The 18,658-nt window shown below is 72.5% G+C and carries 17 protein-coding genes; 13 read left to right on the top strand and 4 right to left on the bottom strand.

Annotated elements, in window-relative coordinates:
* Window positions 1-70 precede the first annotated feature (70 nt).
* Window positions 71-2,212 (bottom strand): SpoIIE family protein phosphatase, encoded by a 2,142-nt coding sequence (locus ACJTNH_RS11040; RefSeq protein ID WP_458175528.1) that lies wholly within the window; start codon window positions 2,210-2,212, stop codon window positions 71-73.
* Window positions 2,213-2,468: 256 nt separating this feature from the next.
* Window positions 2,469-2,918, bottom strand: a complete 450-nt coding sequence (locus tag ACJTNH_RS11035; protein WP_458175526.1) for an ATP-binding protein — start codon at window positions 2,916-2,918, stop codon at window positions 2,469-2,471.
* 476 nt (window positions 2,919-3,394) lie between these two features.
* Between ACJTNH_RS11035 and ACJTNH_RS11030 the strand changes: the two genes are divergently transcribed.
* Window positions 3,395-4,123 carry a GAF and ANTAR domain-containing protein gene (locus tag ACJTNH_RS11030; RefSeq protein ID WP_458175524.1) on the top strand — a complete coding sequence of 243 codons (729 nt, stop codon included), beginning with the start codon at window positions 3,395-3,397 and terminating at the stop codon, window positions 4,121-4,123.
* Between the two features lie 243 nt (window positions 4,124-4,366).
* On the opposite strand, the gene ACJTNH_RS11025 is transcribed toward ACJTNH_RS11030, so the two are convergent.
* Both ACJTNH_RS11025 and ACJTNH_RS11020 read right to left on the bottom strand, forming a co-directional pair.
* Complete coding sequence (locus ACJTNH_RS11025; protein ID WP_458175522.1) at window positions 4,367-5,107, bottom strand: ANTAR domain-containing protein; 741 nt, start codon at window positions 5,105-5,107, stop codon at window positions 4,367-4,369.
* Between the two features lie 315 nt (window positions 5,108-5,422).
* Window positions 5,423-6,337, bottom strand: coding sequence for a recombinase family protein (locus tag ACJTNH_RS11020; protein ID WP_458175662.1), 915 nt, complete (start codon window positions 6,335-6,337; stop codon window positions 5,423-5,425).
* Between the two features lie 241 nt (window positions 6,338-6,578).
* Here ACJTNH_RS11020 and ACJTNH_RS11015 point away from each other — a divergent pair, with 241 nt between their 5' ends.
* From ACJTNH_RS11015 to ACJTNH_RS10960, 12 genes are all read left to right on the top strand, one after another.
* Entirely contained in the window at window positions 6,579-6,845 is a 267-nt protein-coding gene (locus ACJTNH_RS11015; RefSeq protein WP_458175520.1) for a metal-sensitive transcriptional regulator, read from the top strand.
* A 62-nt stretch (window positions 6,846-6,907) separates the two neighbouring features.
* Window positions 6,908-7,210 carry a rhodanese-like domain-containing protein gene (locus ACJTNH_RS11010; RefSeq protein WP_458175518.1) on the top strand — a complete coding sequence of 101 codons (303 nt, stop codon included), beginning with the start codon at window positions 6,908-6,910 and terminating at the stop codon, window positions 7,208-7,210.
* A 70-nt stretch (window positions 7,211-7,280) separates the two neighbouring features.
* Window positions 7,281-8,657 (top strand): MBL fold metallo-hydrolase, encoded by a 1,377-nt coding sequence (locus ACJTNH_RS11005; protein WP_458175516.1) that lies wholly within the window; start codon window positions 7,281-7,283, stop codon window positions 8,655-8,657.
* 259 nt (window positions 8,658-8,916) lie between these two features.
* The gene (locus ACJTNH_RS11000) at window positions 8,917-9,543 is read left to right on the top strand and encodes a rhodanese-like domain-containing protein (protein WP_458175514.1); all 627 of its coding nucleotides are present in this window, start codon (window positions 8,917-8,919) and stop codon (window positions 9,541-9,543) included.
* On the top strand, window positions 9,540-10,319 hold the full coding sequence (locus ACJTNH_RS10995; RefSeq protein WP_458175512.1) for a sulfite exporter TauE/SafE family protein: 780 nt from the start codon (window positions 9,540-9,542) through the stop codon (window positions 10,317-10,319). Before ACJTNH_RS11000 ends, ACJTNH_RS10995 begins: the two co-directional genes overlap by 4 nt.
* Window positions 10,320-10,606: 287 nt before the next feature.
* A complete protein-coding gene (locus ACJTNH_RS10990; RefSeq protein WP_458175510.1) occupies window positions 10,607-11,278 on the top strand; it encodes a hypothetical protein in 672 nt (223 codons plus the stop codon).
* A gap of 451 nt (window positions 11,279-11,729) precedes the next feature.
* The gene (locus tag ACJTNH_RS10985) at window positions 11,730-12,002 is read left to right on the top strand and encodes a hypothetical protein (protein ID WP_458175508.1); all 273 of its coding nucleotides are present in this window, start codon (window positions 11,730-11,732) and stop codon (window positions 12,000-12,002) included.
* Window positions 12,002-12,808 carry a hypothetical protein gene (locus tag ACJTNH_RS10980; RefSeq protein WP_458175506.1) on the top strand — a complete coding sequence of 269 codons (807 nt, stop codon included), beginning with the start codon at window positions 12,002-12,004 and terminating at the stop codon, window positions 12,806-12,808. Before ACJTNH_RS10985 ends, ACJTNH_RS10980 begins: the two co-directional genes overlap by 1 nt.
* A 19-nt stretch (window positions 12,809-12,827) precedes the next feature.
* Window positions 12,828-14,447, top strand: a complete 1,620-nt coding sequence (locus ACJTNH_RS10975) for a hypothetical protein (RefSeq protein ID WP_458175504.1) — start codon at window positions 12,828-12,830, stop codon at window positions 14,445-14,447.
* Window positions 14,444-15,955, top strand: coding sequence for an SCO6880 family protein (locus ACJTNH_RS10970; RefSeq protein ID WP_458175502.1), 1,512 nt, complete (start codon window positions 14,444-14,446; stop codon window positions 15,953-15,955). The genes ACJTNH_RS10975 and ACJTNH_RS10970 overlap by 4 nt, the downstream gene beginning before the upstream one ends.
* Window positions 15,952-17,460 carry an ATP-binding protein gene (locus ACJTNH_RS10965; protein WP_458175500.1) on the top strand — a complete coding sequence of 503 codons (1,509 nt, stop codon included), beginning with the start codon at window positions 15,952-15,954 and terminating at the stop codon, window positions 17,458-17,460. Before ACJTNH_RS10970 ends, ACJTNH_RS10965 begins: the two co-directional genes overlap by 4 nt.
* Complete coding sequence (locus ACJTNH_RS10960; protein WP_458175498.1) at window positions 17,457-18,605, top strand: M23 family metallopeptidase; 1,149 nt, start codon at window positions 17,457-17,459, stop codon at window positions 18,603-18,605. The genes ACJTNH_RS10965 and ACJTNH_RS10960 overlap by 4 nt, the downstream gene beginning before the upstream one ends.
* Window positions 18,606-18,658: the final 53 nt, after the last annotated feature.

Here is an 18,658-nt window from a genome sequence, read left to right as displayed (position 1 = left end):
ACGTGGGTCGGCGGCACGACCCCTAGACCCTTAGATAACGTCCTTTATCTATGGGTGGAGGCGACGGGGGTCAGCGCGTCCCGTTGTCATCGGGCACATTCGGTGGCACGACGTTGGGGCCTGCCGCGGCGGGGCGCGGTCGGTCCTGCCGGTGCAGCTTGACCGCGACGATCGCAACGTCGTCGTCGAGCCGGTCCGGGAGCATCCGGGTCAGCAGCTGGTCGCACAGCTCGTCCAGGTCGCGGCCGGCGAGGTCTTCGAGGGTGTCCTGGAGGCGCTGCAGGCCTGCATCGAGGTCCTGGTCGCGGCGCTCGACCAGGCCGTCGGTGTAGAGCACGACCACCGAGTCGCGGTCCAGGACGACCTCGGACTCGCGCCGCCGGGCGTCGGGGCGCACGCCCAGCAGCAGGTCGGCCCGGAGGCCGGTCAGCGGGTACACGGTGCCGTCGGGGTTGATCACGAACGGTGGGGGGTGGCCGGCGTTGGACCACCGCAGCCGGGTGATCCCGCGCTCCCGCTCGTCGGGGGTCTGCTCGAACCGGGCCACGGCCACGGTGGCCGCGGTGCCCACCATGAGGGTCTCCATGACCGCGTCTGCGTGACTGAGGATGGTGGCCGGGCCGTGGTCGTCCTGGGCACCGATGGTCCGCACGATGGTGCGCAGCTGCCCCATCGCGGCGGCGGCCCGGGTATCGTGGCCGACGACGTCGCCGATGACCAGCACGGTTGCGCCGCCGGGCTGGAAGAACGCGTCGTACCAGTCACCACCGACCTGGGCTGCCTGCGCGGCGGGGGTGTAGCGGACGACGACCTGGGCGTGGTCGGGTTCCGGCGGTGGGGTCAGCAGCGAGCGTTGCAGGCCCTCGGCCAGGCTGCGCTGCTCGCGGTAGAGGCGCGCGTTGTCCAGCGCGAGCCCGGCCCGCGCGGCGACCTCCTCGGCGGTGGCGATGGCGTCGGCGGACAGAGGGCCGCGCCCGGGCCCGGTGAACAGGCTGAGCAGCCCGTTGATGCGGCCCCGCCCGCGCAGCGGGAGGACCGCGAAGGAGTCCGGCGCGAGCTCCTCGAGCAGATCCGCGGCCTCACCGGGGGCGAGCACCCCGAGGATCCGCTCGGTCGCTCCCCGTTCGATGAGCAGGGTGCGGTCGGTGTCCAGCGCACGGGCCACGTAGGAGGCGTCTGCGAGCGCGGCGATGCGCACCTGGGCGTACCGCTGCACCAGCGGCAGCAGCTGCGGGTCGGTGTGCCCGACCCCGACGTCGCGCAGGGAGCGGCGGAAGTTGGTGTGCTGCTCGTCGCCCACCAGCGTCACCAGGCACCAGTCGGCCAGCGTCGGCACCACCAGCTGGGCCAGGCGGGCGACGGCCTCCTCGGCGTCCAGGGTGCCGGTCAGCTCGCGGGTGACGTCGGCCAGCAGCTCGGTGCGCTGCTGCGTGCGGCGCGGCGCGGTGATGTCGAGGAAGTACAGCGACACCCCATCGGCGCCCGGGACGGCACGGATCTGCACCCACACCTCCAACGGCTCGAGGTAGTACGCGCCGAAGGCGACAGGCTGCCCCGTCGCAGCCGCTCGCTGGCAGGTCGCCTCGAGCTCGGTGCCCACGATCGTCGGGAACGCCTCCCACAGCGTGCGGCCCAGCAGCTGCTCGCGGAGCCGGCCGGTGATCCGCTCCGCTTCGGCGTTGACCATCGTCATGACCCAGTCGTGGTCCATGGCGATGAACCCCTCGGCCATGCCCTCGACCACCCCGGCGACCCGGTCCCGCGCCTCCCGGCGGCTCGTCACGTCCCAGGAGGTGCCGAGCACCCGGACGGTGGTGCCGGCCTCGTCGCACAGTGCACGACCGCGGGAGGCGATCCAGCGGACCGATCCGTCCGGGCCGACGATGCGGTACTCGCCCTCGTAGTGCCCACCCGTGTCGATCGCGCGCTGGCGAAGCGCCGTGACCCGGGCCAGGTCATCGGGGTGGATCCGGGCGTTCAGATCCTCGATCGTCAGGGGAGAGGCGGTGTCGTACAGCCCGAACAGCTCGGCCAGCTGGGTGTCCCAGCCGAGGGTCCCGGTGGTCAGGTCCCAGTCGAAGGTGCCGATGCCGGTCGCTGCCCGGGCCAGGTCCAGCAGCTCACCCTGCGCGGTCGGCGGGATCACCGCCTCGCGGCTGCGTCCACGGTTGGCCGGGTCGAGTTCGCCGGTGTTCGACCTCTCCTCGACCACTGCACCTGCCTACCTGATCGTTGCCGGTGGCCACCTGGCCACGAAGACGTGCGGGACCGGACGCCACCCCGAAGACCTGCAGTCATCGGTGAACGGCTGAGATTAGACGGCCGGGACTGGGCCGGCGGAAAGCTATCCGGGTGAGGGGACGTCGTGACCTGTCGCCAGGTGTTCCTCCATCAGCGACAACCGGGCCGGTGCCCTCGAGCCGCCGCGCTGATGCCTTGCTCCTGTCGGCACGCTGCGACCGGCGGGGTCAGGAAACCGTCGCCAGGTCCACGTAGCCCCACACGTGCTTGCGGCCGGCGGTCACCGACCAGCCGTAGGCACGGCACAGCCGGGAGATCAGGAACAAACCCAGGCCGCCGAAGGCCGGGTCCCGGTCGGTGGCCGGGACAGGAACGCGGTCCACTGCGGTGTCGGTGACGTCGATCAACCAGCCGTTCCCGGCGGCGGTCACCGCTGCCTGGACCGGCGCCTGGCCGTGCCGAAGGCCGTTGGAGACCAGTTCCTCATAGGCGAGCAGCAGGCGCTCGACGTCGTCGGCGATGTCACCAGGAGGTGTCCCCGCACCCAGGACCAACGCCTGCAGCTGGATCCGCGAGCTGGTGAGGTCTGCGGCGTCGTGCAGGTCCCAGCCCCAGGCGGGCAACTGGTCGCGCAACAGCGGCGGTAGCGGCCGCTGCTCCCACAAGGGTGCGTCCATGCCCGTGCTCCACCTCCCGCTCTGCTCAGGGAAGTCGACCCGGGGCGGATGCCGGCAGCTACCGGACGCACGCAGGCCTGACCATCGGTCGCTCACCGTAGAACGGCTGCAACCGTACGTGCCCCTGGTCCTTCGGGCACCGCGGAGAGGCGCAGCTTTCCCCTGACCGCTGGGTCTCCCCTGCAGATTGCAGGGGGAAGGTGGGCGCCCGAGGGACCGAGCAGTGTCACGCAGCGGTCGTTCCACGCCGAGGGACCCCGGGACCTGCAGGCGGCTCCACCGGCCGGCTGTTTGACCGGTGGAGCCTGACCTGCTGCGGCCTCCAGGCCGCACCAGGCCAACTACCACCATGCGCCCAGCAGCCGTTCCAGGCTTGCTGGGGCACCGCCGGTTGGCGTGCGGTGGACCGCGGTCTGGCCGCCGCGTCGACCCTGCTTCGAGTTCACTGGATCGGCCCGGCGCAGTACGTTCTGGTGGTGACCGACGCACCCGAGCCGCCTGCCGAGCCGCCTGCTGAGCCGGTGGAGCACCTGGCTGAGGTGATGAGCCGGGTGGCCCGTCAGCTGCAGGAGGAGCACGGGGACATCGAGGCCACGCTGCAGGCGATCACCGCTGCCGCGGTCGCCGCGGTGCCCGGTGCGGCCGAGTGCGGGATCAGCTACGTGATCGGCCGGCGGAAGGTGGAGCCACGGGCCTGGACGAGCGAGCTGCCCAAGGCCGTCGATGGCCTGCAGGACGAGCTGGGTGAGGGCCCCTGCCTGGACGCGATCTGGGACGAGCAGGTGGTCCGGGTGGACGACGTCCGGGCCGAGCAGCGGTGGCCGCGGTTCGCCGCGCGGGCCGCGGACCTGGGCGCGGGTAGCCTGATGTGCTTCCAGCTGTTCGTCGAGGGCGACAACCTCGGCGCGCTGAACCTCTACGCCCGCGAGGCCGGTTCCTTCGACGAGGACAGCCAGGAGGTCGGGTTGCTATTCGCCGCCCACGCCGCCGTCGCCCTGGCCGGCGCCGAGCACGAGCACAACCTGCTGGGCGGCTTGCGCAACCGCGATGTCATCGGTCAGGCCAAGGGCATCCTGATGGAGCGGCACAAGATCACCGCCGACCAGGCGTTCGGGGTGCTGGCCCGCACCTCCTCGCTGACCAACCGCAAGCTGCACGACCTCGCCGAGGAGCTCACCAGCACCGGCCAGCTCCCCGACAACTGACTGCTGCCTGCTCGCCGACCGGTGAGGCAGCTGCCCCGTTGCCCTGGCCGGTGACGCCCGAGTACCGGGGCGGCACGGTGTGGTCCTCGAGTGAGGCGGCCACCGGCGTCAGGCGGGGCGGCGACGACTCGTCATGCGCAGCGCGGCCACCCGGTTCCCATGGTGGCCGCGCCGAGGATCAGCTCGCCGGGGGAGTCGCGCAGTGGTCTCGTGGACCCCTCCGCTGGGTCCGCCGGTTCAGACCTACCTGCTGAGGCCCGGTAGCTCGCCGGTGTGCACGAGCTGCTCGGCGATGTCGCGGAGCTTGCGGTTGGTGTGCTGGGAGATATCGGTGAGGACGGTGAAGGCCTGGTCGGCGGTGACCCGTCGCCGTTCCATCAGGATGCCTTTGGCCTGGTCGATCACCGCCCGGGACTCCAGGGCGTAGCGGAGGTTGGCCGCCGTCGACGCGGCGTCGTCGTAGGCGTGCATGTTGGCCAGGGCGACCGTCGCGTAGGCGGCGAAGATCTGGGCGGCTGCCCTGCTCTGGGCGTCGAAGGCGCTGGCCTGGCGGGAGTAGGTGTTCAGTGCCCCGGTGCGGCGCTCGTCGATGGACAGCGGGACCGACAGTGAGCTGAGGTTGCCGTACTGGCTGGCCCGGCGGGCGTAGCCGGCGAACCGCTGCTCGGTGCGGGTGTCGGTGATCTCCACCAGCTCCAGGTAGGTGGCGGCGTGCAGGCACGGCCCCTGGTCCTGGGCGTACTGGATCTCGTCCAGGTCGCGGGCGAGTGGCCCGGTGGAGGTGACCGTCGCCCGCTTGCCGTCGCTCTGCACGGTGATCGAGGCCTCGATGTCACCGGGCAGCGCGATGGTGGCCAGGTCGGTGACCGTCTGCAGCACCGACTCCATCGAGTGGTGGCGCAGGGTCAGGGTGCCCAGCTGCTCCAGGGCGGCACTCGCCTCGGGGGTGAGAAGCGGGGGAGTCGACTCGTCAGGTTCGGGCATGGCTGCGCTCCGGGGGACTGCACCGGGGCTGCGGCCTCCGGCGAGGACCTCGCGGTGAGGTCCCGGGTAGCGCGCCGCTGTGTGACGCCCAGCCAGCTCAGAGTTCGCGGCTCCGGCTGGGTCGATCGGGTGCAGCCGTACAGCTCGACAGGTTGCACCAGGAGTGGGGCGGCCCCATCGGCCCGAGCTCGACAGATGGAGCCTGGGCCGCTGCCCATCGGCTTGAGCGAGTGACTTATCAGTGACCGTACGCCTGCCCACCGTGTTGGGTTGTGCGCTACCGAACGTCGGCGCGCGCAGGCCGTGCACCGGTGGTCAGCCGGTGGGTGCGCCGCGCTGCAGTTCGGGAGCGTGCTCATCGACCAGGCAGCCGCACGGGTGGGCGACCGCGACGACGACCGGCTCGCGCTGCCCGTGCACGCGGGCGTACTGCTCCTCCAGCCCGGTGGTCGGTTGTGCACACAGCGGGCAGTCGGGGGAGTAGCCGGCCGGCCAGGTCAGGACCTCGAGCTCGTCACCGCCACGGCGCGATGTCCGCCCCATCAACCTGATCTCAGAATGCGCGGCCCGCCCAGCCGGTGTCGGGAGCGATTTCCCCTCGGCTGGGTAGGGCACGGGCTCGGGCAGCTGCAGGAATGTCTGCTCCGGACCGTCGATCGCATTCCTGGGGCCGGTGGCGCTGACGGGCGTCTGGGCCAGCGCGCGCACGAGAGAGCTGCGGCCCACCCCGAGGGTGGCCGCGATCTGGATCAGGGTCATGCCCCGGGCGCGCATCGTCTGCGCGGCGACGACCCGCTCCGGAGTCATCACGGTGGGGCGCCCGCCGGCGCGGCCGCGGGCCCGGGCGGCGACCAGGCCGGCGCGGGTGCGTTCGCTGATGAGGCGGCGTTCCATCTGGGCGACGGCGGCGAAGATGTGGAAGACGAGCTCACCGCCGACGGTGGTGGTGTCGATGGCCTCGGTCAGGGACCGGAACTGGACGCCCTTGGTGCCGAGGTCGTTGACGATGGTGGTGAGGTCGGCGACCGAGCGGCCGAGCCGGTCGATGCGCCAGACGGCGAGGGTGTCCCCGGGCCGGAGGAAGTCCAGGCAGGCGATGAGCTGCGGGCGGGCGGCGGTGGCGCCGGAGGCGTAGTCGGTGAACACCCGCACCGCGCCGGCGGCGGTCAGGGCGTCGTGCTGCAGCGCGGGGTCTTGTTCGAGGGTGGAGACCCGCGCGTAGCCGACCATGGTCACGCGCGCAGGCTAGCGGGAGCGGCCCACAAACGTCAGGGGCTCGGTAATTCGGGCCGTTGATTTCGGGCACGGGTTCTGGGCCGGTTGACCCGTTGGCCGACCTGGGCAAACGCCCAACGAGTCAAGTGGCATGAAGAGCGGCCCAGAAACGGGCGATTTCGGTCCTCGCTAGGTCGAGCAGAGCGAGTCCACTGCACCGTTGCATATACCCCTGGGGGTATGTATCGTTGTCGCCGTGGACATCCCCCAGGGTGAGCTCGCCGACGTCGTGAAGCGCCTCAACCGCATCCAGGGCCAGATCGGCGGCGTCGTCCGGATGATCGAGGACGGCCGTGACTGCGCCGCGGTGGTCACCCAGCTCGCGGCTGCGTCCAAGGCGCTGAACAAGGCCAGCTTCGCCGTGGTCAGCACCGGGATGCGGTACTGCTCGATCAACTCCGAGGAGGAGACCCGCGAGGTCGACCTCCGCGAGCTCGAGCGCCTACTGCTGTCCCTGGCCTGACGCCCTCGCCCTTGGCTCACGGTTTGTGTTCACACCCGACCGATGACCCGAAGGAGTACGCCATGACCTCCATCGCCCAGCTGACGCCGACCCAGGTCGCCGACCAGACCTCCGCCCGGGTGCTCGATGTGCGCCAGCCCGACGAGGTCGCCACCGGCGCGATCGCCGGCAGCATCAACATCCCCCTCGGGCAGCTCGCCGCCCGCCAGGACGAGCTGGACAGCGCCACCCCGATCATCACCGTGTGCCAGAGCGGGCGCCGGAGCCAGCAGGCCGCTGAGTTCCTCGCCGCTGCTGGTCACCAGGTCAGCAACCTCGCCGGCGGCATGAACGCCTGGGTCAAGGACGGCAAGCCCGTCGCCTGAGCGGCCGGGCCCAGCTCGCCGCAGTCTCACCTCTAGATACCCCTACCGGGTAGGGCATAAGGAGTTCGTCATGCAGATCGACATCATCGAGACCACCAGCCTGGGCGACCGCAGCTACCTGGTCAGCGACGCCAGAGTGGGTGTGGTCGTGGACCCCCAGCGCGACATCGACCGGGTGCAGGCGCTGGCCGCTGAGCGGGGCGTGGCGATCGGTCACGTGGTGGAGACCCACGTGCACAACGACTACGTCACCGGCGGCCTGGAGCTGGCCCGGGTGACCGGTGCGGCCTATGTCGTCCCCGCCGGGGACACCGTGTCCTACGACCGGGTGCCGGCCTCCGACGGCGACGTGCTGGTCGCCGGCCCGATGCGCCTGCAGGTCCTGCACACCCCCGGGCACACCCACCACCACGTCTCCTACGCACTTGCTGACGCCGAGGGCGCCGTGCAGGCGGTCTTCACCGGCGGGTCGATGCTCTACGGCGCAACCGGGCGCACCGACCTGCTGGGTGCCGAGCACACCGACACCCTCACCCACGCCCAGTTCCACTCGGTCCGGCGCCTGGCGCAGGAGCTGCCGGCAGGCACCGCGGTGTTCCCCAGCCACGGCTTCGGCAGCTTCTGCGCCGCCACCCCGACGAGCGGGACGTCCTCCACCGTGGGGGAGCAGGCCAAGGTGAACCCGGCCCTCACCCAGGACGAGCAGGCCTTCGTCGACCAGCTCATCGCCGGCCTCGGCGCCTACCCCGCCTACTACGCGCACATGGGGCCGATCAACGCCGCCGGCCCCGACCCGGTGGACCTGTCCACCCCGCGAACGGTAGACGCCGCCGAGCTGGCGACCCGCCTGGAGGCCGGTGAGTGGGTGGTCGACCTGCGGGCCCGCACCGCCTTCGCCGCCGGCCACCTGCCCGGGGCGCTGAACTTCGAGCTGAGCAACAACTTCCTCACCTACCTGGGCTGGCTCTATGACTGGAACGCCCCGCTGACCCTCATCGGGGAGTCCGAGCAGCAGGTCGCCGACGCCCGCCGCGAGCTGGTCCGCATCGGCGTGGACCGCCTCGCCGGTGCCGCGGTGGGCACCCCCGAGGAGCTGGCCGCCGGCCGGGAGCTGGGCTCCTACCCGGTGACGGACTTCGCCGGCCTGGCCGCCCAGCTCGCCGACCACGACGACACCGTCGTCCTGGACGCCCGCCGCGACGACGAGCGCGCCGCCGGCGGGGTGCGGAGCTCGATCCACCTCCCGATCCACGAGCTGTCCGGGCGCATCGACGAGGTCCCGGCCGGGGACGTGTGGGTCTACTGCGGCTCGGGCTACCGCGCCTCGATCGCGGCATCGATCCTGGCCCGCGCCGGCCGGCGCCCGGTGCTGGTCGACGGCGGCTACGGCGACCCCGACACCGGGTCGGCCGCCGTCGGGCTGCACACCGAGTCCGTCTCGGTCTGAGGCGCGCCCTGCGATGTGCCGAGCCGTTGCCTGCCGGATCTGCGGCCTGACCACCTGGTCGGGCTGCGGTCAGCACGTCGACCGCGTTCTCGCCGGCGTTCCTGCCACCCAGCGCTGCCCGGGCCACGAGCCCGCATCCCCATCCACCGGCGGCGGTCGGCTGCGCCGACTGTTGTGCCGGTCCTGATCTCCCGGTCGCCACCGGTTCCCCCCACCCGATGGCGACCGGGCCCCTCAACTCAGAAAGTGGACCCATCCGATGACCAGTCCTGTCCTTATTGCCCCCGACGCCATGGCTGCCCGGCTCGCAGAGCCGGCCGCCCCCACGGTGATCGACGTCCGCACTCCCGCTGAGTACGAGACCGCGCACGTGCCCGGCTCGCTCAACGTGCCGCTGCCCCTGGTGCAGGAGCACGCCCAGACTCTCGCCGCCGCCCTGGACGGGCCGGTCGTGCTGGTCTGCCAGGCGGGCAGCCGCGCCCGCACCGCCCACGACGCCCTCACCGCCGCAGGAGCCGAGCAGTTGGCCGTGCTCGAGGGCGGGATGAACGCCCACACCGCCGGCGGGCACCCCCTGCGCCGCGGCCGCCAGCGCTGGGCCCTGGAGCGCCAGGTCCGCCTGGTCGCCGGCAGCCTGGTCACAGCCAGCGTGCTGGCCTCCATCCGGTACCCCAAGCTCCGCTTCCTGGCCGGCGGCGTCGGCACCGGCCTGACGGTGGCCGCGGTGACCGACACCTGCGCCATGGGCGCAGCACTCTCGGCCCTGCCCTACAACCGCGGGGACAAGCCGGTCCAGCTCGACGACGTCGTGGCCGTCCTGCGTTCCTCCACCGGACCCGAGCGCGCCGCCGACACGAGCGCCGCGAGCGCCCCCGCCGCCTCGTGATCGGCGCAGCGATCGGCCTCGGCCTGGTCATCGGCGCCCTCGTCGGACTCCTCGGCGGAGGCGGGTCGATCCTGGCCGTCCCCGCCCTGGTCTACGTCGTCGGCCAGCCGCTGCCCCAGGCCGTGGCCACGTCGCTGCTCGTCGTCGGGATCACCGCCGTGGTCGCCCTGCTGCCCCGACTGCGAGCCCGCCAGATCGCCTGGCGGATCGCACTGATCTTCGGGGCAGCAGGGGCGGCGACGGCATTCGCCGGCGCCGCGGTCAACCGGCTGCTCCCCGAGGATGTCGTGCTCGCGCTGTTCGCCGTCCTCATGATCGCCGCCGGCGTGCGGATGCTGCACGACAAGCCCACCACCGGTGCTGCGTGCGCGACCGACCACGGCACCGTCAACTGGCGCCGCTGCCTACCCCGCACCATCGCCGGTGGGCTCGTCGTCGGGTTCCTCACCGGCCTGCTCGGCGTCGGCGGCGGATTCTTGATCATCCCGGTGCTGGTGATCGTGCTGGGCCTGCCGATGACCACCGCGATCGGGACCTCACTCGTGATCGTGGCCGTCAACTCCGCTGCCGGCTTCGCCGCCCACGCTGGCGACGCGCCCATCGACGTCCCCGTCACCGCTGGCTTCACCGCAGCTGCAGTCATCGCCGCCCTCGTCGCTGGGCGCCTTGGGGCTCGGCTCGACACCAGCCGACTCAAGCGCTGGTTTGCCTGGCTCGTCTTCGCGGTCGCTGCTCTCTTGCTGGTCGAGGTGGGGATCAGCGTCGCTGCAAGTTGACTGACTCCCTCGTGGGCCCCTAGCCCAGCGTCACCAGATCCGGTCGGGAGGATCGAAGGCACGTCTGGAGACGTCGCGGTCGATGCCGCATCGGGCTCGACGGCGTCGACCGCGCGCATCAACCGGCACGAGGCGCAGCGGCACTTGCGCAGCCGGGGGTCTTGAGTAGGTCTCCGGTAGTTCCGCGGGGCCTTCTGTCTCCGCGCCTGTGCCTCTTCGCGGAGGGCGTGCGGTTCTGCAGTACGGCACCGGAGAAGTACCGGGGGTCAGCATCGCAGGGTCGGCGCATGCAGACCGAAGTCCCGTCGAGTTCGTTGCAGTCGAGACACAGTCCGACCGACCGTCGTGACGACGTCTCCGCGGCGATGAAGACGAGCTCCGCCTCCCTGACCCGACACGGCCCGTGGCCGATGACGGTGCCGGCGATGCGTGCGGCCGTCATCGCCATCCGTGGTGGAGTTTTCGACCGACTTGACGGTCACGACGGCGACCGCGCTGATGGGGCGTCAAGCGCGCAGACCATCTGTGAGCGGTGCCGATCGGATGTCGACCTCCCACTCTGGGCAACCGCCGATGTCCCGGCTCCCGTCGTGGTCGTGCTGCCGGGCCACGCCGGGGCCGGGGCCTCTGCGGTTGCGCTGGCCGTTGCCGAGGGACTGGCGCAGGGCCAGCGGGTGCAGCTGGTCGACTACGCCGAACCGCTGCGATCGGGGTTGGCCGCGGCCTCCACCATCGAGCTGGGCACAGACAACGCGGGGTGGCGGCGTGGTCGCCGCGGTCGGCTGGATGTCTTCCGCCTCGCTCAGCATCCGAGTGACAGAGCGCGCCCGCCGCTCCCGGAGGTTGCGGACACAGCGCGGCTGGCGGTGGTCGATGCGGGCTGGGCTGTGGCCACCGAGCTGCTGGCGGGCCCGGTCCGCTCGCTCGCGGCTCGATGCTCCTCGTCGTCACGCGGGTGACGGTTCCGGCGATGGGGCAGACGGAGCACGTGCTGGCCGTCGTCGGCGGCGAGGCGGTGGTGGCCGCGGTGGGACCCGCCCGATGGCCGCGGGCGGTCCAGGCCAGTTGTGGACCGCGGCTCGCTGAGCTGCGATCGCGTGGCCGTGTGGTGCGGGTGCCATGGGACCGGCGACTGGCGACGTCGGGTCTGACAAGCGATCGGCTGCCCAAGGGGGTGGCCGCCGCCGGCCGGTCGCTGGCCGCGCTGTTGATGCTGGCCGCGCCGCCGCCGCCACCGCCGCAACCGCGGCATCGGGCTTCGGAGGCGCAGACCCGGCGCAAGGCCGCGGGTGTCTCTCGGTGATCAATCGGCGCAGCACGGAGCGTGCGTGGGTTCGAGGCGCATCAACCGTCGTCCTCCTGGCGCTGGGCCTGGTTGCCCTGACGGCGTGGCCTGCCGAGGCCGCGTCGGTGGACCTGACCGCCGCGGTCTGCCCTCAGGCGCCGCCGGGGATGGAGACCTTCGCCAACCAGGTGACCGGCTGGGTGAAGTGGGGGGTGCTGGCCCTGATCGGGATCAGCGCCGTCGTGTCGCTGGGCTCGATCCTGGTGGGCCGCATCTTCTCCCACCCGCACGCCTCCCGTTACGGGGCGATGGGCGTCGCGGTGGTCGTGATGGTGGCGATCATCTACACGGTCATCCTGGTGATCCTCGATTCGATCACCGGCAGCGGGTGCACCTGATGCGCCGCCGTCCAGGAGCTCGCGGAAGCGGTGCCCCGGAGTGGGGTCCGGGTCGCTTGCTCGTGCTGATCGTGCTCAGCGCCGTGGTGGCGCTGGCGGTGTTGGCCGGCCTGGTGGTTGCGGTCGTCGGCAGGTTCGTCGACGACGAGCCCGGCACGACCGACGCTCCTCGACCGCCGGCCCCCACCACGGCCACGTCGCAGCAGGATGCGCTGGCCGCTGCACCGATGACGACTGCCGACCCGGACGCCGCGCTGCCCGGACCGCTGTCCGACCAGATCGCGGGCGTGATCCAGCTGCCCCGCGCCACCGGTGCCGGCCCGGGCGGGGTGCCCAGCGGCTTCCCCCGCACACCCGAAGGGGCGGTGGCGCAGCTGGCGGCCATCGACGTGACCGCGATGCAGACCGGCTCGATGGACGGCGTGCGACAGGTCATCGCCGATTGGGCAGCGCCGGGCGGCCCGACCCCCGAGACCTGGTCCGGGATGGACGGCATGGCCGCTCTGCTGTCGGCGGCTGGTCTGTCCGGTGCCGGTTCGCCGCAGGTGGCCATCGTCGTCCGCCCCGTCATGGGTCTGATCAAGGGCACGGTGGGGTCGGAGTTCGCGGTGGTGTGCGTCAACTTCGAGTTCACCGTCACCGTGGAGCAGACGTCGCGGATCGCTATCGCCGACTGCCAGCGCATGCAGTGGAACCGGGACCGGTGGGTGATCGGTGCGGGGGTGGAGCCGGCGCAGGCGCCGTCGGTCTGGCCGGGTACGGACGCGGCGATCGAAGCCGGCTGGCGGGACCTCCGTCATGGCTAGGCCGCAGCCTCGCCGAGGCATGCGATGGACGTGCCTGCGGGCGTTGGTCTTCGTGCTGCTGCTGGCGCCGGTGTGGTTGGCGACGGCGGGGTTGGCGTCGGCCGATCCGGTGGTCTGGGCCTTCCCGGCAGATCCGTCATCGGCCGAGGAGACTTCGTCGTGTCTGCCGATCAACCCGTTCTGTGTGATCGGCGAGGCAGCCGGCGCGGTGGCCGCCGACGTGTGGGCCAGCGCCATGCTGTCGCTCTGGGAGGCCGGGCTCTGGCTGCTCGGCCTGGCGTTCTCGGTGATCGACGCCCTCACCACCCCAGACCTGTCCGCCGGCGGCCCGCTGGCCGGGATCTATCCGGTGACCTTCGGCATCGGCGCGACCGTGGCCGCGCTGATGGCGCTGGTGCAACTGGGTGCGGCGCTGGTACGCCGGGACGGTGAGACGCTGGGGCGGCTGCTGATCGGGCTGGTGCAGTTCGGCCTGGTGTGGGTCGGCTACGTCGGGGTGGCGGCACTGCTGGTCACCGGTGTGTCCGGGTTGACCACCGGCCTCCTGCGCAGCCTGCTCGACATCGACACCTTGGCCGCCTTCGACCCTTCGATCAGCGTGGGCCGCGACCTCGTCGACGGCACGGTCGCCACCGTGCTGGGGGTCAGCTCGATCTTCTTGCTGGTACCGGCCAGCGTGGGCTACCTGCTGCTGATGCTCGTCCGCGAAGCGGCGCTGATCGTGCTGGCGACGACCTCGGCGATCTCAGCAGGGGGCCTGATGGCCCAGACCTCGAGCACCTGGTTCTGGCGCAGCCTGCGCTGGTTCCTCGCCGCGCTGCTGGTCGCTCCGGTCGCCGTCCTCGTCCTCGGGGTCGGGGTGACCATCACCGAGGGGATCGTCACCGGGGCGGAAGGGACGAGCACTGAGTCCGCGGTGGGGATGGCGGTCATCGGCTGCCTGCTGGTCCTGCTCGGTGCGATCTGCCCGTTGGTGCTGTTCCGGCTACTGGCCTTCGTCGACCCCGGCACGTCCAGTGGTGCCGGGCTGCGCTCGTCGCTGGCCGCCTCCGGCGGAGTCATGAGTGCGCTGGGCAACGTCGGCGGCGGACGGGGTCGCGCCGCGGGGGCAGCAGCGGCCGCGGCTTCGGATGGGGTGGCCGCTTCGGGGGCCGCGGCCCAGCGGGCCGGTGATCGCGCTCAGGGTGAGTCGACCGCGGATGCGGCGACCAGTGGGCGCTTCGCCGGCGCGCTGCGTGCGCTGGCCACCGGCACCTCCTCCGCCGGTCGGCTCGCCACCGGGGTGGCCGCCTCGGCCGCCGACGTGCTGTCCGGTGCCGGCGTCGGGCACTCGGTCCACCACTACGGGCAGCCGGCGCCCAGCCAGAGCGGAACGGGCAGCCACGGGGCCGGGTTGCGGCTCGGTCGTCCGGCTCTGGTCGGAGGCCCGAGCCGTCGGGAAGACGGTGTCCGGGCGCCCGGCGGCGGAAGTCGGGGTCCGCGTCAGGGGGCGACTGGTGATGACGACGCCCCGGTCGGCGTGGCCTGGCCCGCGCAGTACACCAACGGCACTGGGCCCGCCGAACCGGATGAGGCCGATGCCCCGGCTCCGAGAAGCCCACGCTCCGATGGCGGCACCGATGACGGCGGTGCGCGGTGAGCGCCCGCTACGGCGACTACGCCAAGGACGTCTCGGGCTGGTTCCTCGGCATGACCGGCACCCAACTGGCCCTCGTCACGCTCGCCGGCGTCCCGGCGCTGCTGGCCCTCAATGCCCGGGCATGGGGACTGCTCGTCCTCTGCCTGCCGGTGTGGGCGCTGCTGGCGGTGGTCCTCCTGGTTCCCATCCGGGGCCGGGCAGCCGGCCGCTGGATCGGCGATCTCTGTCTCTACGCGATCGGAGGAGTCATGGGCTGGCGGGCGTTCGGATCACGAGCCGCCTCCGGAACGGCGGACGAGCTGGCCGAGGCGGATCTACCCGGCGTGCTCGCCGGCATCCGGACCCACGACGGACCGCCGTACGGGCAGCTGTTCAGCCGCCCGGTGATCGTGCAGAACTCCGCGGCACGCACCTGGGCGGCCGTGGCGCGGATCGCCCATCCCGGCATCGGGTTGGCCGAGCCGGGCGAGCGGAACCGCATGGGCGCCGGCCTGGCCGAGTTGTGCGAGATCGCCGCGCGCACCGAACTGGTCGACGTCCTGGCCCTGCAGGTGCGCACCGTGCCCGACGACGGCGCGGAACGCGCCGCCTGGGAGCGGGCCCACACCCGTGCCGACGCCGCGCCCCTGGCCACCCGGGTGAACGCGCTGCTGGGCGCCACCCTCACTCCGGCTGCGGTCCGTACCGAGGCCTTCGTGACCGTCGTGGTCGGCGAAGGTCGGATCGGCCGGGCGGCGAAGGAGAGCGGCGGAGGGTTGGACGGCCGCGCCCGGGTGCTGCACGGGGTGATGGCCGAGGTCGAGAGTGCGTTGCGTGGCCCGGTCGGCTGCACCGCGGTGACCTGGCTGGACTCGGCTGCACTGGCCGCCGCGGTGCGCACCGGCTTCGCTCCCGGCGACCGCGGCCAGCTGATCGCCGCCGACCTGTCCGCCGCCAACGGCACGCAGCTGGCGACCGGGGTGCCGATGGCCGCCGCCGGGCCCACCCAGGCCCGCGCCGAGGTGCGCCACTACGTGCACGACGCGTGGGCGTCGGTCACCGACACGATCCTGCTGCCCGACTCCGGGGCGGTACTCGGGGCGCTTGCCCCCGTGCTGGTGCCGACGACGGCGGGGGAGCGGCGCTGCGTGACGGTGTTCCTCGCTCCGCTGCCGCTGGACCGAGCTGCCCGGCTGGTGGGCCGGGAGGAGATGAGCGCCACCACCGGCAACGAGCTGCGCGCCCGCATGGGCTTCCGGCAGCGGGCCCGGCAACGCCGGGACACCGAGCGGATCGGCGTCGCGGACGAGAAGCTGGCTGCCGGGCGGGCGCTGGTCCGCCCGGCCGTCGCGGCCTGCGTCACCGTGCCGCAGAGCTGGCCGGTGGCCGAGCACGGCCGCCGGCTGGACGCCTCGATCCGCGCCGCCGGATACGTTCCGCTGCGGTTGGACCTGGCACAGGACTCCGCCTTCGCCGCCGCCGCCATCCCACTCGGCGTCGGGCTGCCCGACCGCAGGGGCCGGCGATGACGCGCCGTGCTGCGCACCGCGGACGGGACATCGCCGTCCTGCTCGACGACTTCGGCCACCGGCTGCCCGCTGTCCCCGCGCTCGAGACGGCGGGACGCGAGCGCGGGCCGTTCACTGCGCTGGTGCCCTCTCGCGGGCCACGCGGCCGCGGCCGGGGCCGGGCGGTGACGCCTGCGCCACTGTCGGTGTGGCGGATGACCTCGGAGCAGACGCCGGTGGTGTGGCCGCTGATCGCCACCTCCGGTCTGCCGCCCACCGGCGCGCAGATGGGACTGGACCTGCTGTCGGGCGGGGCGTTCTACTGCGATCCGGTCGGCTGGGTCACCGACGACGACATCCCGGTCACCAACCCGAACATCGTCGTGTTCGGCAAACCCGGCAGGGGGAAGTCGGCGACGGTCAAGGCATTGGCGCTGCGCATGCTCGCCTACGGCTACCGCACGTTGATCCTGGGCGACACCAAGGACGAGTACGAGCCACTGTGCCGCGCGTTGGGCGTGGAGCCGTTCGTCATCGGCCATGGCCTGTCCGCCCGGGTCAACCCGCTGGCCTTCGGTCCGCTGGGGCGCGACTGGAACCGGCTGGACGCCGCCGAGGCCCGCCGCCGTGAGGCCATCATGTTCGCCCGGTGGATCGTGCTGATCCGTGGCCTGGTGGGCTCCCAGGGCGTGCCGTTCGGTCCGGTGGAGGAGACCGCGGTCGGGGAGGCGCTCCGGCAGCTCACCGGCTACCGAACCGGAGCCACCCGGCTGACCGAGGGCACGATCCCGCAGTTGTGGCGGGCCTTGGACGAGCCCACTGACGAGCTCGTCGCCTGCTGCCGGTACGCCGACCGCCGGCACTTCCTCGACGCCACCCGCACCCTGCGCGATGCCCTCGGCTCTCTCGTGAAGGGGTCGCTGGCCGGGCTGTTCGACGACCACACGTCGATCGCCGTCGACTGGCGGGCGCCCATCCAATCCCTGTCGCTGTCCCGGCTCGAGCCGCTCGGTGACCAGGCCGTCGGCATCGCGTTGACCTGCCTGAACTCCTGGGGGCAGGCGATGCGGGAGGTCGCCGACCCGGGTGACCTGCGCATCGTCGTCCGCGACGAGACGTGGCGGCAGATGCGTCTGGGTGCCGAGGCGATGAAGAGCCTGGATGCGAACCTGCGGCTGAGCCGCCGCGACGCCGACGTGCAGATCTTGCTGGCCCACAAACCGTCGGACATGCTCACCGCCGGCGACGCCACGTCCCAGGCGGTCGCCATCGCCCGCGACCTGCTGCACCTGTGCGACGTCAAGGTGCTGCACGGCCAGGACCAGGCCGTCGGCGACGAGCTGGGCAGCATGCTCGGCCTGACGCCGACCGCCCAGCGGCTGGTCACCGGCTGGGCGGTCGCCGGCAAGGGCCGGGCGCTGTGGCTGGTCGGGGACCGGGCGTTCAAGGTGCAGACCGTTCTCACCGGGCCGGAGCTGCGGCTGACCTACACCAACGAGGCGCTCGCCGCCGGAGGCCCGACGTGAGCGGGACGGCGGCGCGGGCGGGGCTGTGGCGGGCCGCCGCTCCTTGCGCCCTCCCGGTGTTCGCGGGGCTCACGCTGCTGCTGCTCCCGCTTGCAGTCATCGGTGCCCAGGAGGCGTCGACGCCGACCGCGTCGTCGGCCTGCTCGATCGGCGGCACCGGCGCCATCGTCGCCGGCATCGAGCTGGACGCCGTCCAGATGGGCCACGCGCAGACCATTGCCGACGTCGCCGCGGCCCGCGGGCTGGATGCCTACGCGGCCACGGTGGCGCTGGCCACGGCCTACCAGGAGTCCCGCATCCGGATGCTGGCCAACGACGGCAGCAGCCCCGAACTCACCGGCGAGCAGGCCGACGTGACCGCCACCAGCCTGCAGTACCCGCATGACGGCCTCGGCTCCGACCACGACAGCGTCAACACCTTCCAGCAGCGGTGGATGGCCGGCTGGGGCACCGTCGCCGAGCTGATGGACCCCGTCTATGCCGTCGAGGCCTTCTTCGCCCGGCTGGTCGAGATTCCCAACTGGCAGACCATCCCGCTCACGCAGGCGGCCCAGGCCGTGCAGATCTCCGCCGCCGGCGACGCATACGCCCGCTGGGAGCCGCTCGCCCGGGAGCTGACCGCCATGCTGTGGCCCACCGCCCAGGCCGCAGCGGCCGCCCCCGCCGGCGCAGTGCCCGCCGTCTGCCCGGGACTGCCGGTGGCCGCCGGGTCGTGGATCCGGCCCACCGCCGGCACGGTCACCTCCGGCTACGGGTCCCGCTGGGGAACGCTGCACGCCGGCGTGGACATCGCCGGCCCCCGCAACACGCCCGTCTACGCCGCCGCCGACGGCACCGTGCTTCAAGCCGAGTGCACCAGCGACTACTGCGACCGCGACGGCAGCCTGAGCCTGGCCGGCTACGGCAACCTCGTGGAGGTCGACCACGGCGGCGGGGTGACCACCCGCTACGGGCACCTCTCCGCGTACACGGTCACCGCAGGCCAGCATGTCGCCGCCGGGACGCTCGTCGGCTTCCAGGGCTCGACCGGGAACAGCACCGATGTCCACCTGCACCTCGAGGTCCGTCAGGACGGCGCGCCGGTCGACCCGGTCCCGTGGCTCGCCGACCGCGGCGTCGACCTGCACGCCTCCGATGCCCCATGAGCCGTTTGGACTTCAACGAGGGAGAAGCCATGCACCACGCGAACGCAGGCGGT

This window comes from Modestobacter lacusdianchii, assembly GCF_054177765.1.
This window is presented reverse-complemented; position numbering and strand designations above follow the sequence as displayed.